Annotated in this window: 17 protein-coding genes; 3 read left to right on the top strand and 14 right to left on the bottom strand. The window is 43.1% G+C overall.

From position 1 onward, the window contains the following. The first annotated feature begins 3 nt into the window (after positions 1-3). Entirely contained in the window at positions 4-1,521 is a 1,518-nt protein-coding gene (ppx, locus tag JQC93_RS04455) for an exopolyphosphatase (RefSeq protein WP_205157237.1), read from the top strand. Here ppx and JQC93_RS04450 read toward each other — a convergent pair. Continuing rightward, the gene (locus JQC93_RS04450) at positions 1,501-2,448 is read right to left on the bottom strand and encodes an NAD(P)H-binding protein (protein ID WP_205157236.1); all 948 of its coding nucleotides are present in this window, start codon (positions 2,446-2,448) and stop codon (positions 1,501-1,503) included. The two genes, ppx and JQC93_RS04450, sit on opposite strands and share 21 nt — an antisense overlap. An 83-nt stretch (positions 2,449-2,531) precedes the next feature. Between JQC93_RS04450 and JQC93_RS04445 the strand changes: the two genes are divergently transcribed. Continuing rightward, complete coding sequence (locus tag JQC93_RS04445; RefSeq protein ID WP_205157235.1) at positions 2,532-3,407, top strand: LysR family transcriptional regulator; 876 nt, start codon at positions 2,532-2,534, stop codon at positions 3,405-3,407. Here JQC93_RS04445 and JQC93_RS04440 read toward each other — a convergent pair. The 13 genes from JQC93_RS04440 to JQC93_RS04380 form a co-directional block, all read right to left on the bottom strand. After that, positions 3,400-4,260 carry a sulfurtransferase gene (locus tag JQC93_RS04440; protein ID WP_205157234.1) on the bottom strand — a complete coding sequence of 287 codons (861 nt, stop codon included), beginning with the start codon at positions 4,258-4,260 and terminating at the stop codon, positions 3,400-3,402. The two genes, JQC93_RS04445 and JQC93_RS04440, sit on opposite strands and share 8 nt — an antisense overlap. A gap of 51 nt (positions 4,261-4,311) precedes the next feature. Next, positions 4,312-4,707: a nuclear transport factor 2 family protein gene (locus JQC93_RS04435; RefSeq protein WP_205157233.1), complete on the bottom strand. Its 396-nt coding sequence runs from the start codon at positions 4,705-4,707 to the stop codon at positions 4,312-4,314. 42 nt (positions 4,708-4,749) lie between these two features. Beyond that, entirely contained in the window at positions 4,750-5,424 is a 675-nt protein-coding gene (locus JQC93_RS04430) for an SDR family oxidoreductase (RefSeq protein WP_205157232.1), read from the bottom strand. A gap of 156 nt (positions 5,425-5,580) precedes the next feature. Continuing rightward, a complete protein-coding gene (locus tag JQC93_RS04425) occupies positions 5,581-6,213 on the bottom strand; it encodes an HAD family hydrolase (RefSeq protein ID WP_205157231.1) in 633 nt (210 codons plus the stop codon). Positions 6,214-6,239: 26 nt separating this feature from the next. After that, positions 6,240-6,713, bottom strand: coding sequence for a GNAT family N-acetyltransferase (locus JQC93_RS04420; RefSeq protein ID WP_205157389.1), 474 nt, complete (start codon positions 6,711-6,713; stop codon positions 6,240-6,242). 60 nt (positions 6,714-6,773) lie between these two features. Then, positions 6,774-7,238, bottom strand: coding sequence for a 2TM domain-containing protein (locus JQC93_RS04415; protein ID WP_205157230.1), 465 nt, complete (start codon positions 7,236-7,238; stop codon positions 6,774-6,776). Between the two features lie 157 nt (positions 7,239-7,395). Continuing rightward, positions 7,396-7,683 (bottom strand): carboxymuconolactone decarboxylase family protein, encoded by a 288-nt coding sequence (locus JQC93_RS04410; RefSeq protein WP_205157229.1) that lies wholly within the window; start codon positions 7,681-7,683, stop codon positions 7,396-7,398. Between the two features lie 200 nt (positions 7,684-7,883). After that, a complete protein-coding gene (locus JQC93_RS04405; RefSeq protein WP_205157228.1) occupies positions 7,884-9,617 on the bottom strand; it encodes a methyl-accepting chemotaxis protein in 1,734 nt (577 codons plus the stop codon). A gap of 328 nt (positions 9,618-9,945) precedes the next feature. Next, the gene (locus JQC93_RS04400) at positions 9,946-10,521 is read right to left on the bottom strand and encodes a YdeI/OmpD-associated family protein (protein ID WP_205157227.1); all 576 of its coding nucleotides are present in this window, start codon (positions 10,519-10,521) and stop codon (positions 9,946-9,948) included. Between the two features lie 129 nt (positions 10,522-10,650). After that, the gene (locus JQC93_RS04395) at positions 10,651-11,001 is read right to left on the bottom strand and encodes a hypothetical protein (RefSeq protein ID WP_205157226.1); all 351 of its coding nucleotides are present in this window, start codon (positions 10,999-11,001) and stop codon (positions 10,651-10,653) included. Between the two features lie 108 nt (positions 11,002-11,109). Beyond that, entirely contained in the window at positions 11,110-11,523 is a 414-nt protein-coding gene (locus JQC93_RS04390; RefSeq protein WP_205157225.1) for a VOC family protein, read from the bottom strand. Between the two features lie 340 nt (positions 11,524-11,863). Beyond that, on the bottom strand, positions 11,864-12,355 hold the full coding sequence (locus tag JQC93_RS04385; protein WP_205157224.1) for a YcxB family protein: 492 nt from the start codon (positions 12,353-12,355) through the stop codon (positions 11,864-11,866). 176 nt (positions 12,356-12,531) lie between these two features. Next, positions 12,532-13,725 (bottom strand): acetate/propionate family kinase, encoded by a 1,194-nt coding sequence (locus JQC93_RS04380; protein WP_205157223.1) that lies wholly within the window; start codon positions 13,723-13,725, stop codon positions 12,532-12,534. 203 nt (positions 13,726-13,928) lie between these two features. On the opposite strand from JQC93_RS04380, the gene JQC93_RS04375 reads away from it, so the two are divergent. Then, positions 13,929-14,579: a glutathione S-transferase family protein gene (locus JQC93_RS04375; RefSeq protein ID WP_205157222.1), complete on the top strand. Its 651-nt coding sequence runs from the start codon at positions 13,929-13,931 to the stop codon at positions 14,577-14,579. The last annotated feature ends 12 nt before the right edge of the window (positions 14,580-14,591 follow it).

Genomic DNA, 14,591 nt, shown 5'->3' with positions numbered 1-14,591 from the left:
TATATGGACAATTCTCCCAGCGATTCAGTACAAGACGACTCACGACAGATAGCCGCTTTAGATTTAGGCTCCAACAGTTTCCACTTGGTGGTTGCAAAGGTTGTGGGTAACGATATCCAAATTGTCAGTCGACATAAGCAACGTGTGCGTTTAGCGCAAGGTTTGGATGAGCAAAACAACCTTAGTAATCAAGCAATCGAGCGTGGGCTTGATTGCTTAGCAGCGTTTGCCGAACGATTATCCGGTTTTGATGTGGACGATGTGCGCATTGCAGCCACACATACATTACGTGTGGCCAACAATGCCCATATATTTTTGCAGCGCGCCGCTCAAATCCTCCCCTTTCCAATCGAGATTATTCCAGGTACTGAAGAAGCTCGCCTAATTTACTTAGGGGTGTCACATACTCAAGTTGAAGCAGACAAGAAACTGGTCATCGATATAGGTGGTGGCAGTACAGAGCTGGTAATTGGTGAAGAGCTGGAACCCATAAAACTCACAAGCACATTAATGGGCTGTGTGAGTTTTACCGAGCGCTTCTTTAGCAAGGGTAAATTGTCGGCAAACCGGTTCAAAAAAGCGCAAGTTGCCGCTCAGCAGCAGTTAGAACATGTAAAAGAAAGCTACCTCAAAACAGGCTGGACGACGTCTATTGGATCATCAGGCACCGTAAAAGCTATACGTGAGGTAGTCATCGGCCAAGGACACGACGACGGTGTTATTACGCCTAAGCGTCTAAAAACCTTAATCGAATCATTGTGCGAGTTTGAGCACATAGACGATATTAAGCTGTCAAAACTGCCGTCGGAGCGACTTCCGGTCTTTGCGGCGGGCGTGGCAATACTCTATGCCATTATGAAAGTGCTGCAGATTAGTGAGCTCCACTACTCTTCTGGGGCTCTGCGTGAAGGGATATTGTATGAAATGGACAGTCGTTTCGACCGAACCGATATCCGAATGCGCACAGCCGAAACCCTTGCACAAAAATACGCGGTTGAACTGAGTCATGCTGAAAACGTCAAAGCGACACTTGATCACTTGTTGTGCCAGTATTTGGATCAAACCAAACTGAAAAAGAAACGTGAATTGTCCCAGCTACTCGGGTGGGCTGCGCTGTTGCATGAAGTGGGTTTAAGTATTCATTTTCAAGGGCACCATAAACACTCCGCTTACCTGCTCCAACACTCTTACATGCCTGGTTTTAACCGAGAGCATCAGCTGTTGTTGGCTACACTATCTCGTTTCCAACGCAAGACAATTAAGCTAACTGAGCTGCGTGATTTCTACCTGTTTCGCAAAAAAGATGTGTTGGATTTGATTAAGCTGTTTAGGCTTTCTATTGTGCTCAATTCTCAAAGAGACAATGATCCCGTTTATGCACAGCTGGATGTAAGTGATGAAAGTTGGGTGGTATCGCTCGAGGATGAGCTCTTTAACCACCCTGTTCTCTCTGCCGATTTTGACAATGAAATCATGTACTGGGATAAAGTTGAGTGGAATTTAGTGGTTAATAACGTTTAAGCTGTTCACGGGTTTTTGTTGGTGACTAAGGGTGTCGCCAACTATCTTGTGTAATGAGGTCGAGAGGTAGTTGTGTGCGAGTGTCGTTTTCAGCTTTGTTCCATCGAGAACTAATGTGGAACGCCATAAGTAACGCATCTCTAACACCTCTTTAAACAGCGGCACAACGAGACTTGTGCAAGTGATAGCCCACCAAGGAAATCTACCGGCTGTTAGCTCTATATCATTGGCTTTAAACGCTTTTTTCCAGTCGTCAATTGTTGCAACGACACCTACATCATGAAATACCTCAAACGAAGTGTGTTGCTGTTCAGCCGCACTAATAGCGTTAGCACATAGGTCAGGTAAATAGCTCCAAAAATGTTGATGCTGCGGATCATGAGGTGACGCCATTTTCCACCCACGCTTGGTAGGCTTAAACGTCATATTAAACCACTGGTCTTGACCTCCGATAAAATCCCCGGCGCGAATGATAGTGACTCTCGCTCCTTTTGTTGCTGCTTTTTTTAACCTCTGCTCCATCGCTAGTCGAATATCCCCTTTTTCGGTTTGACTGGATAATGGAGTTGCTTCGTCAATGGCCACATTACTCGTAGGCAAGCAATAGACGTTACCAGGGAATAGGATGTGGAGTTTCTTCTGCTCTACAACGGACACAATGCGATCGAGCAATTGGTATGCGTTACTGCGCCATTGCGTATAAGGTGGGTTAATACCGTATACGATTAAGTCAACGCCCTCACAGGCAACTGAAATATCCTTGGTATGATTAATATCGCCTTCAATGACTTCGATGCGCGAGTCGTTAACGTTAAGTTTAGACTGAGTCCTTTTGAACACACTGACTCGCCAACCTGACTCTAATAATGCTTTAACCGTTGAAGACCCAAAATTACCTGTTGAACCGAACACCAATGCTTTTTTCATGATTATCTCTCCTTTGAATAGGTACATAGTAATATTCCTCGTACAATAGAGAAGATGCAGAGTTTCGATGGGGATATTCAAAATTGAATAACAGTGATTGGCAACAATGGCACTTTTTCGTTGTTATTGCAGAGCAAGGAAGTTTAAACAAGGCCTCCAACGAGTTAGGAATATCCCAACCGACGCTCAGTAGGCAACTGTACGCGTTAGAAAAATCTGTAGGCAATTGCTTGTTCGATAGAAGTACTCAGGGATTAACATTGACAGCATTTGGCCAAGCTCTGCTGCCACAGGCCAAACGTATGCAAGAGAGTGCTTTTGCGTTGCAACGTATAGCATCAGGTCAGCAGCACTCGTTGTCAGGGCGCGTTCGACTTTCGGTTAATGAGAACATTGCTCAGTATTACTTAGCACCGGTGATTGCACAGTTTCTTGAGAAGCATCCACAGTTGTCTGTCGAGGTGGATGTGAGTAACAAAGCGACTAACATTGACAAGCGAGATACGGATATTGCAGTAAGAATGTTTAAACCGACGCAATTAGACGTTGTTTCTAAACATCTCGATGATATTCCTGTCCATTTTTATGCGTCTTCAGAGTACATAAAACAATTTGGTGCACCTGCAACCATCGAAGAGTTGTTTAACCATCGTTTAATTGGCTTTGATAGAGACAGACAATTTGAGGATAAAGCCGAGGAGTATGGTTGGAGTATTCGCAACGAGGATTTTAAGTTCCGTACCGATAATATTCCCCTTCAGTTTGAGGTCGCATGCGCAGGCGGTGGGATCGTCGCAACACATCAAGCGATGGCGAGTCAGTACAATCTAGTGAAAATCGATTTGGGCATACAACCGCAGACACTGTCTGTGCATTTAGTGTGTCATAGAGACCTTTATCAAAACTCAAATATCCAAGCGCTCTATCGTTTTCTGTCTGAACAGCTACGTTTTACTTAGACTCATTAACTGAGGTTTCTATAGGTAAACTCTCGTCGCTGCCCCATTCACTCCATGAGCCATCGTAAAGTGATAGGTCAGTTAAACCTGCAGTTGTCGCAGCAAAGGCGGCAATACATGCCGTGACCCCCGACCCACATGAAAAAACCAGTTTTGTACTTTGTGAATGCTTAGAATTGTTCAAAACTTGTTTAAATTCTCGCTGTAATATCTGAATCGATTTAAGTTGGCGCCCATCCAATAGTTTTGAAAACGGTAGATTAGACGACCCAGGTATGTGTCCGCTTCTTACACCGGGTCTGGGCTCTTGAACCTTGCCTAAAAATCGTTGCTCACCACGCACGTCGACAACTAAAAACTCTCTATTTTTTATGTTTTTATGTATTTCATCAGCCTTTGTTAACAAGGTTGAGTTGAGTGCTAGTGCCTCTGGTGACGTTGTCACACTTTGTGCGATTATCGACGTTGTTTCTCTGGATTCTTCAATCCATCTTGGCAAACCGCCACGTAAAATTGCGACCTGTTTAAAGCCAAAACTGCGCAAGATCCACCAAGCGCGAGGCGCAGAATAGAGGCCCTGATTATCGTAAATTATTATGGTATCTGTAGACTTAACCCCCATAGCAGCAAGCAACGAACTTACTTTGCTTGCATCTGGGTACGGATGGACACCCTCTACGTCAGCGACAAAATCATGCTCTAGATCCATTTTGATGCTATTTGGGATATGCAGTGGGCGATCATAAACAATAGGATCAATACCTATGACTTTTTCCATGCTGGCGTCGAGTATTTTTAGATTTGGCAAAGAAATATTTTCGGCCAGCCACTGGGTAGAAACTGAGTGCTCCATAGAAAATCCTTTTTGTATTGGTGTTGTATAGGTGTTGTCTATTAATTCACTTTATTCGGGCTCGATGAGTGTAACCCATTTTGCGCGCCATGGTTGAGGCGTCATGTCGTCGGGCCAAAACTCTTTTTGTGTGGTGATGAGCCCTTCTTTCACCACATGGAAAGTGATCGCTCGTGCTTGTTGAACCCCATCAGTGATAGAGACATCGGTAACAACTTGATTAGCGTCAGCTACAATAGAATTAATCTTAAAACGCCAGAGACCATGCGCAGGGTAAAAAGAGTTTACGGCAACAAAATTATCTCGCCCACTAATTAGCTCGTTAGATTGTGGCCAAAACCCTTTAAAGTCGGCGGATAAAAACTGGCTCGCGTGTTCAAAGTTGTTGCTCTTCATTGCGTCCCAAAACGCGAGAACAGTTTGTTTCGGTGTTGCTGCTTTGTTCATGCCCTATCCTTGTGGCAGTGTTTTAGATGTTAGCGGTAAAGACTATTCAACTTCAACCATGGGTCTAAACGTGAGTTCGTGTATGACGACATCGCTTGGCAGGTCAAATAGCGTGGTTATTGTTTTTGCTACGCCTTCTGGGCTCATATACTCTGGTCTGTCTGCGGGTCTAAAGTTGGTGTCGGTGCCACCTGGGATCAGGTTGGTGACTCTGACCCCAAAGGGTTGGGCTTCTTTCATTAAGACGCCAGTAAATCCAGACAAACCTTGTTTCATTGCGGTATAGACCGACATTGTTTCACTGGCACGTTTAACAACGGTGCTGGTTACATTAATAATGTAACCCGAGCGCTGCACCTTCATATCCGTTAGTGCAAGCTTTGACAGCAACATTGGCGCTCTGAGGTTTATCGCATAGCTTTTGTCTAATTCCTCGAAGGAAAACTCTTCAATCGGGCACTTACGGGCATTCATTCCTGCGTTGTTAATAAGCACATCTAATCCGCCAAGCTCAGAACGTGCTTGAGCGTAGAGCTTTTCGACTTGTAACGACTCAGCGAGGTCATAACAGGCATATAGACAGCCCGTTTTAGCTGCTAGTGCTTCTAACGAGTCGACGCTCCTCGCCGTAGCAAACACCTGATGCCCCTTTGCAGATAGCTGTTTGACTAACTGGTTCCCTATACCACTGCTTGCACCTGTTACTAGTATTTTCATCGTAATTGCCTTGTGATTATCTGGTGTTGTCGGCTGCCGTTCGAGTAAATTCAGCACTGCCATCTTTGGTAATGTCTCTCTAATTCATTGACTATACGTGAGCTGAATGAGCCTGGCATTAGAATAACCGTTACAAACCGTAGCTAGAGCCGCTCGTCATTTTAGTTGTTGAAAATCGGAAATTATGTGACTTGCAGCAGATAGGTCATTGTTTAGATTAAATTCATGTTGAACCGCGATTACATCGCAACCACTGCCTAGAGCGGCCGATATGCCGGCAGTAGAATCTTCAAATACCAATGTACCTTGAGGAGTAGCCGACAGCTTGTTAAGGGCGACGTTATAGGCTTCTGGGTGAGGCTTGTGTTGAGTCACGTGTTCTTGGGTGATTATGCAGTCAAACGCACCAGATAGTTCGTGTTGGCCAAGTATTTCTTCAACCATCCACATAGCCGCAGAACTGACAATACCGCAGGGCTTATTTTGCGCCCTTAAAGCAAAGATATACTCTTTTGCTCCTGGGGTCAGAGTCACCTTGCGTCGCAACAATGTTTGGTAATGTTGTTTGAACCGCTGTCTAAAGGCTTCGGCATTGGGTTTTATAGCTTGGTGCCTAAAGAAGTGTTCCGTTACCGACAGCCAACTCTCTCCCATTACTGTTTTATAGTCATTCACTTGGGCGTCAATACCAAATTCTTGGCACGCAAATACAATTGCTTGGCCCTTGAGTGGCTCAGAGTTGACCAGAGTTCCATCAAGGTCAAACAGAATTGTACGGTAGTCTTTCATTGGATTCCTAGTTAATGGCAAACTGTCTAGTGACTCGTCGATTTGTACTTTAGGCTTTGGACCGTTAAAGGCTTTCTAATCATGGTCACAAACTGAGCATCTCGATGGACTTCTTCAAATCCGTGCCTAGAGTATAAGTTGCACACTCGATTGCCGTTCAAATAACAGAGCTTAATGGGTTTATTTATCTCATCAGCCTGTCTCGTCACACTATTTAGGATATTTCCACCAATCCCCCTCGAATGAAACTCAGGTATTAGAAAAAATCGCCCAAAATATAGGCGTTCAGAATGCTCAGATACTAGGAAACTACCAATGGACTGTGATTGCCATTCGATAATATTTGGTTTCGCATCCTGCCACTCCTGACGATGGATAGCACGTTGCACCTTTTCATCCCAACCAAATACGGCATCGACAGCCGCGTATTCGGCGGATTTTTTAAGCGCATACAAGAACTCATAATCTTGAGATTCCGCTTGCCTTTGCGTTGTTTTAATGGTTTTCAATAGCCTTGTTAAACCTGCAGGTGTTAGTAGTATTTGTCCAAGACATTAGCGCTATAACTTCTTACCCAAGCGCTTTTCAATCTGACGTTTTTCCCAATTTGCACCAAATAGATCAAACACTTCAAAGGCGCTTAATCCGTGATTAATGATGCCTATGCCCCAACCCATTGCAGGCCAAATTGCCCAAATATAGCTAGAGTCAGTGACTAAATTAATGATAAACAGCAGTCCAATGACCGAAAGGTAGGTGATCAAATGGGAGTAAAAGCTTTTTATCGCTCTAACTTGATCGATGACGGTTTGTTCATCTTGATTAAGCTCTGTATCTTGGTTCATAGTGTGCTCCTGTTGAAGTTCCGAAATGGATAACTCAAAAACAGCAGCGAGAGATTTTTGCGACTCTAGGCTAGGTTTATGACCACGTTCAATTCGTTGAATTGTGCGAATGCTTAATCCACTCAACTCAGCTAACTGCTCCTGTGACCACCCTCGTTTTAGTCGATGCTTTCTAACCATTGTTCAAATCCTTTTCGCTGTGTCTTCAAAACCTTATCGATTTAGGTTTCAAATGTGAACGTCACTAGGGCGACAGCCTTATGACAGCTTAGCAAAATCAATGATTTAAGCAAAGGTGCAGCGAGAAAAGCGTAACTGCTACATGCACAATAATGTCTTATGTATAGACGTCGAGATTGATTTTATACTTCGTCAACACTTCTTGTAGTTGCAGTTTTTTTTGTCCTGCAGCAACCGCCATTACTTTTGCAGTTACGTCAGAAATCTCCCCTTGGGTAACACCGTTTAATTTGCATTGTTTAAGGTAATAGTTAATGCACGGTAGGCAGTTCAATGCCATCGCAGCAGATAAACCAACTAACAACTCTGTCTTTGTATCTAGATGCTCATTTTCATGGGTTGAGTGATAAAATGCTTCATAATGCTGTTGATGTTTTCCTAACATGAGTTTCCCTATTTTTAATTGCGTGTAGGCGGGGTTTTCGTGCTCATACTGATGATTGCAGGAAACCCCCGCTATTTAATGTCGAGGTTAAAATTTTACTCTAAGTGCCCTTGCCTCAAGCTCACAAAATGAAGCGAGCTCGTTAGAGTCAAAGACTATACCTATGGACTGTGAAACGTTAGTGGTTTCTATCAAATGACTTATTCGAGGATAAACCGTCCGACTAGTGTATTCAGCTTAGCGTTATTTCTGGTAAGCTCTTGAGTGTTTCCAACCGTTTTCGCGCTGCTTTCTTCTAATCGAGCGGCCATATTTTGAATCGCGACCATGTTCGCATTGATCTCATTACTCACTTGGCTCTGCTCTTGCGCAGCAGTAGCAATATGGGTACTGATGTCCGATATTTTAGCGATAGATTGACTCACTACATCCAGAGATTCGGTTACTTCTGAGGTTTTGTTGGCGGTTGTTTCACAACTGCCGCGTGTGTGATCCATTGCACTGCTTACATTGCTGCTTCCAGACTGCAATTTCCCCAACATATCGCTAATTTCGCCAGTACTTTGTTGAGTTCGACCCGCAAGTGCTCTAACTTCGTCAGCAACCACAGCGAAACCTCGCCCAGCTTCACCTGCGCGAGCCGCTTCGATGGCGGCATTAAGTGCCAAAAGGTTGGTTTGTTCAGCAATGCCACCAATCACTTCTAGTACATGACTAATATTGTCCACATCAGTGACCATGCTGTTGATGGAGACTGTCATTTCGTCTACTTGACTCACTAACTCATTAACGCTACTTACCGCTTGGCCAACTACATTTCTGCTGACATCAGCACCAGTGTTTGCGCTATTGGTTAACTCTGCTGCTCCTGAGGCACTTTCTGATACGTTTTCCGCGGTGGCAGCCATTTCAGTAATTGCGGTTACCGCTTGTTCGGTTTCAAGCTGATGATGTTTAATCATATCTTCGTTACTGTTTGCTTGATGCTCCAGAGCCTCGATCCCTTGAGTGATCTCGGTGTTTGTCTGCTTAATTTGCAACAACATGGATTGTATTTGGCTGACAAAATGGTTGATACCTTCTGAAATCTGCCCTATGTCGTCTTTGGTTGTCACCTGTAAGCGCTTAGTAAGATCAGCGTCGCCACTACCTAACTCTTGCACCAAGTGTTTTAACGCAATTATGGGTTGGTAAGCGTAACGGATAGCAAAGCCGGCCAGAACGACAATGACTATACCTGTCCCTAGTAGAGCGAGTGTAATACGAGTATTTAAAGCGTTGGTGTGTTGTTGAATGAAATCGTTATCGATATATCCTGTGAGTGTCCAGTCTAGTTCACCAAATGGGATTTCGTATTCATACGCGTTTAGGTTACCCTCGACAACGTTAGTGAATATTTCAGTTTGTTGATGATCGATAAGTTTTAGGTAACTGCCCTCACTGTGCAGTGACGACAAAGTTCGTTGTATATTACTTAAATCCACTTCGAAGATGTCGTAACCGCTCATCCCTGAGTAGTTGGTTAACGAAATAAGTGGGATACCGTCGCGATAATAAACACCACTGATGTAGCTTTCTTCACCAGCTAACTCAGCCAATTCGAGCATTCGGTTTTTTTCTTCTTCTGTGATGTCCGCAAAGCCAGGTGCAAATACACTTCCTGATAACACTTTTACAATACTGTGGAAGCCTGTAAGCTCGATTAAACTCTCTATATTACTCAGGCTCACTTTTAAACTCTTTGACAATATAAAAGTATTGTCTAAATCTGAGCGAACTTTTTCAGAAATTAATACCAATTTATCTTGAACATTGGCCGTGTCGGTTTGAGTAAGATCAGCGCGTATAAAATATTGCACGCTACTGAATGAAGTGACTAGTGATATACTCAACATCATGAATATCACCAAGTAGATCTTGGTTTTAAATGCCATCGCTTTCATATCTTTGCATCTCGTATCTTATTGAAGAAAAAGAAATTATTCTGTAATCCTCATTGGTATCGGCAGCAGTATTAAAACACGAGTCGTTTTATATGAAATTGTGATCTGGTTAGAAACAGTACAGCTATTCTTTGATGTTGAGCACACATAAAATAGCAGTATTACACTGTGGCACGTAATAGATGGGGTTATCTTTAGTCAGTTAAAGAAATACTCGAGAAGCACTTAATGTACACCCAATTAGTATATTAAGAGTTCGTAATTTCGATTAGTCACAATGATGATTTATAAAGTAGTTTCTATTTATAGAGACAATAGCCTAGCTTGGTTTCCTATTCTCTTTCAATTGAGTCATGTATTTATCAAATCGCCTAGCTCGTGTCTCTGGTCTTTTAGCACTCGTTAATCCATACGCGATCACATAGCGGTCTGATTTAGTGAGACTATTATAAAAGTCGAGAGCTTGAGGAAATGGGGTCAGAGCAGATAAAAAATCGTTAGGCACGGTCATTTCACTGGCAGTATAAGCATTTTCCCAGCGTCCATCCGCTTTTGCAGCATTCACTTGCAACAATCCAAATTCAGTCATGGTTTGTTCGTTGATCAACCTTTGGGCAATGTCTCGATTGCGTTTTGACCAATTACTGCCGGGTTTTCTAGGAGTCACTCTCTGTAGGTAAGAGTGATCATCCAACGATTTTTTTACCCCGTCGATCCAACCCCAACGTAATAACTCAATGACCGCCTCTTCCCAGGCGATGCTCGAAGTCGCTGAGTGCTTCTTATAAATTCTTATCCAAAGCTCAGTATGAGTTGCGTGGTTTTCTTGAAGCCAGCTAAAAAGTTGTTTCGACGTTTCAAACGGCAATATTAGGTTAGAGTTAACGTCAGGCACTGTATTCCTATCCTTAGACTGTGTACTGTAAATCGAAACGCACCAGCCAATTTAGTTCTGTCAGAGGGGACTGCAGTCAGCAAACTCTGACTTATAGGGGATCATGCCGAGAGGTTTAGTTTGTCACTGTTATAAACCGAAGCCGACTCTTGGCTGTTTACGGACCGAACGGACACCCCATGCCGACAAATCGGGTTTTGGCTGGCCTGAATAATCACCCAAACAAATATAGCCCTTTGCCAAATAACGATATAAAAAATCTCCCCCTTCCAGTGATGCTGTTTTGTCGTCACCAAAGGGCAACTTAATTCTCTCAACTCTTAAATCTTGGGCGCTTTTAAATGCTGGATATACTGAAGAATTTACTTTATGGGCATCGAGATCTTTAATGAGCGCTTTGTCGGACATCTTCGCTGTGGTTCGACTGAATAACATGATGAGTCGCATTTGTTGTTCTGACGAGACGATGATCATTTCCATGGGAGGCTTCCTATTAAACAAGGCAGTATATAGGAACGCCTCAAACAACACGAACGAACAATGCGCTCTGGGCACAAATAAACTAAGACAAAAAAAGCTTGTACTCTTTTATGCGTTCCTCAATGAAGGGTCGTCGCTAAGGTACTCAACAAACTCCACTTCAAACCCAGCGGGGTCGATGAAATATACGTTTTTCCGGTGAGGCTCTTTAGTCCCTGGGTTAGCAATTTGAAATCCAGCCTTGGTTAAGCGCTCTGTTACGCTATCGACATTGTTCGTGACAAAGGCAAAATGAGCTAAACCAATCTGATGGCCCGCGAGATCCCTATTTATTCCCACTCCATTATCACTTAACGCGATGTAGTGATATTGGTCTCCAAAATGAAGCCATGTTCTAGGCTTACCGTGCCATTCCCCTTGCCCTGTATCGCGCACTTTCCAATGCGGAAAAGCCACCTGATAAAACTCGAGCATTTTTGGGATATCGTTAACGACTAAATTGATGTGTTCTAGATGTATCATACCTTCTCCATGACGTTGCTGTTATCTACAACGACCATGCTAATACCTCAAGTTATATTGAGGTAAAGAGAAATTCTAACTTATTTTTAGCTTCTGTAGTGATTGAAGGTTTTGCCACAATGAAACAAAGCCCCCATCTTCGATAGGCTTATGAACCACAGCGTTAAACCTGGTTCTACCTACAGGGTTTTCTTTGGTTGCAGGCAGCTTTCTCGAATTAAGGCTTGTCAACGTTTGTAATGCAACGCGGTAGCGGATGGCTATCGCGACGCCAGTAATGTTTAGCTGCAGTAACACTATGCTGACAATGAGCTGCCAGCGAGCCGGTGCTGAAACGCTATTAGACTTTTGAGTGTGCGTGATGCTCTATCATAAAGGCGATCGCTTCCTCACTTAAACAAGATTTACTGAGGTATTGACGCTGTTTACCCATATGTAGGATAAAACCCAGATCGGTTTGCTGAAGTTGGTCTATCTCATTCCATGCAATACTACGGGTAGTTTTTGCGCTTTTATAACGGACTCCATTAGCAGCAACACTAAACTCCACTTTACTGTTTGCGCTTGTGCTAAATGTTTGTCTCCATAACCACCAAGTTCTTTTAAAGAACACACTAAGTACCTCAACAACGCTTAGGACGATAAAGAACCACCCTATGTAACTATTGGGTAGTAATTCAAACTCTAATACAACCACACCAAAGACGACGAACAGTAACGCTTTAAAATACGCTTTTGGAAATTTAACCGGAACGCTTGTTTGGTCGTAACACTCAGCAAAAAATCGTTTGTCGAGCGGGTATTGAGTCGTGAATTTGAAATCGTTTGTCATAGGTGATTACTTTAAGTTTGCTGTATGTGAGTGTTGTTTGCTGCAATCTTGCAGCGGGATTATTGTATAGCTTGTTGATGGTTTTGGGCGAGAAATGTTGGTGATGTTTTCACATTTGTTTTTCAAAAAAAAAGCGAGCTCTAAGCTCGCTTTTGATTCTTTATGTATCGATTCTATTACAGAAGTTCTACTGACTGCTGAGCGATAACAAATTCTTCGTTGGTTGGGATAACAACGGCTAGCGCGTCAAGCAATTCAGACTTAGCGACAATACCGCTAGCGCCAAAACGTGCGTCTTCGTTACCTTTCTTATCTTCAACAAATCCAAGCAAGTTAAGATTGTTCAAGATTTCACGACGAATATCTAGCGAGTTTTCACCAATACCACCAGTGAAGATAATAGCATCTAGGGCATCAAGTGGAATCAGGTAAGAACCAATGTATTTTGCTACACGGTAAGTGAAGACTTGGAATGCCAACTTAGCGCCTTCATGGCCTTCTTCCATCGCTTGTAAAATGCCACGGGCGTCAGACGTAATGCCAGATACACCTAAGAAGCCTGATTTTTTGTTTAACGTGTCAAAAACTTGTTCTTGCGTCCAGCCCTTCTTCATCAAAAACTCAATGATACCTGGATCAAGGTCACCTGAGCGTGTACCCATCATAAGGCCAGCAAGTGGTGTGAAACCCATAGAGGTATCAACCGATTGTCCGTCTTTAATTGCACATACAGAAGCGCCGTTACCTAGGTGAACAGTAATGAAATTACACTGCTCTACAGGCTTATCCAACATTTTGGCGGCTTCACGTGATACATAGTAGTGACTTGTACCGTGGAAACCATAGCGACGAATACCGTATTTTTCGTAAAGCTCGTGAGAGATAGCGCCAGTAAAAGCTTTTTGAGGCATCGTTTGGTGGAATGCAGTATCAAATACTGCGAACTGTGGTAACGATGGGAATGCTGCCATTGCAGCATGAATACCTTTCGCACCTGCAGGGTTATGCAGTGGTGCTAGGTCAGACAAGTTTTCAATTTCAGCAAGCACTTCGCTATCGATGCGTACTGTCTTAGTAAATTTTTCACCACCGTGAACGATACGGTGACCTACTGCTACGATGGTGTCTGTTAGGTTCTCATCTTCAATGAGTTTCACGATACGTGTGATTGCATTGGCATGATGATTGTCTGCAGCAGTGATAGCTTCTTCGGTTTTGATTCCGTTAAGCTTCCAAGCGATTGTGGCTTCTGGCATTCCGAAGCACTCGCCCAATCCACTGACAATTTCGTCGCCGTTTACTGAGTTGATGACGGCGAATTTAAGCGAAGAGCTACCTGAGTTGATCACTAAAACGTTTGCATTTGGCATTGTAGGGGGTCCTGCACGTTATAATTGTCTGACAAATTGAATTAGGATTATTAAACATTTTTTGAATATTTAAAATTTAATTATGTCACAGAAAAACCAAACATTGATCTGGGTCAAATTACAGTTTAGGTTAGAGCGGTGTACTGTGCGTATTGATTAAAAGTCAAACACCACCAATCGGCAACAATCATAGAGGATTTGATATGCGGCTCATTATAGGTAATAAAAACTATTCGTCTTGGTCTTTACGTGCATGGATTGCCATGGCAAAGACAGGTCTCCCTTTTGAAGAAACCCTGTTGCAACTCGACACTAAAGAGTTTTATCAGCAAATAGGTAAGGTAAATCCAGCATTGAAAGTCCCTACTCTAGTCGATGGATCTTTCGTTGTTTGGGACTCACTTGCCATTTGTGAATACCTTAATGACTATTATTTCGATGGTCGGGCTTGGCCACAAGATCGCTCTCAACGAACGCTCGCGCGCTGCATTGCTAATGAAATGCACTCTGGCTTTCCCCACGTAAGAAATGCAATGCCAATGAATATTCGAGCCAAGCGAAAAATTACCATTGATGAACATATTCAAAAAGAGATCGATAGAATAGTACAAATCTGGACTGATTGTATGAAGAAACAATCGTCACCAGGTTGGTTGTTTGGTCAATGGAGCATCGCTGATGCGATGTTTTTACCGGTAGTGTTCCGATTTATTACTTACGGCATACCAGTTAGCGATGAAGCTAAAGCGTATATGGACTTTGTCATACAGGATAAAGACGTACAACGCTGGATTAAGGATGCATTAGCGGAAAGCGAAATCATCGAGCTAGATGAAGCGGGTGAAGAGGTTTAACCATAATCCCTT

Source organism: Vibrio ulleungensis, assembly GCF_016900875.1.
Lineage (GTDB): Bacteria > Pseudomonadota > Gammaproteobacteria > Enterobacterales > Vibrionaceae > Vibrio > Vibrio ulleungensis.
The sequence above is the reverse complement of the archived record's forward strand: the minus strand, read 5'-3'. Positions and strand labels throughout refer to the sequence as shown.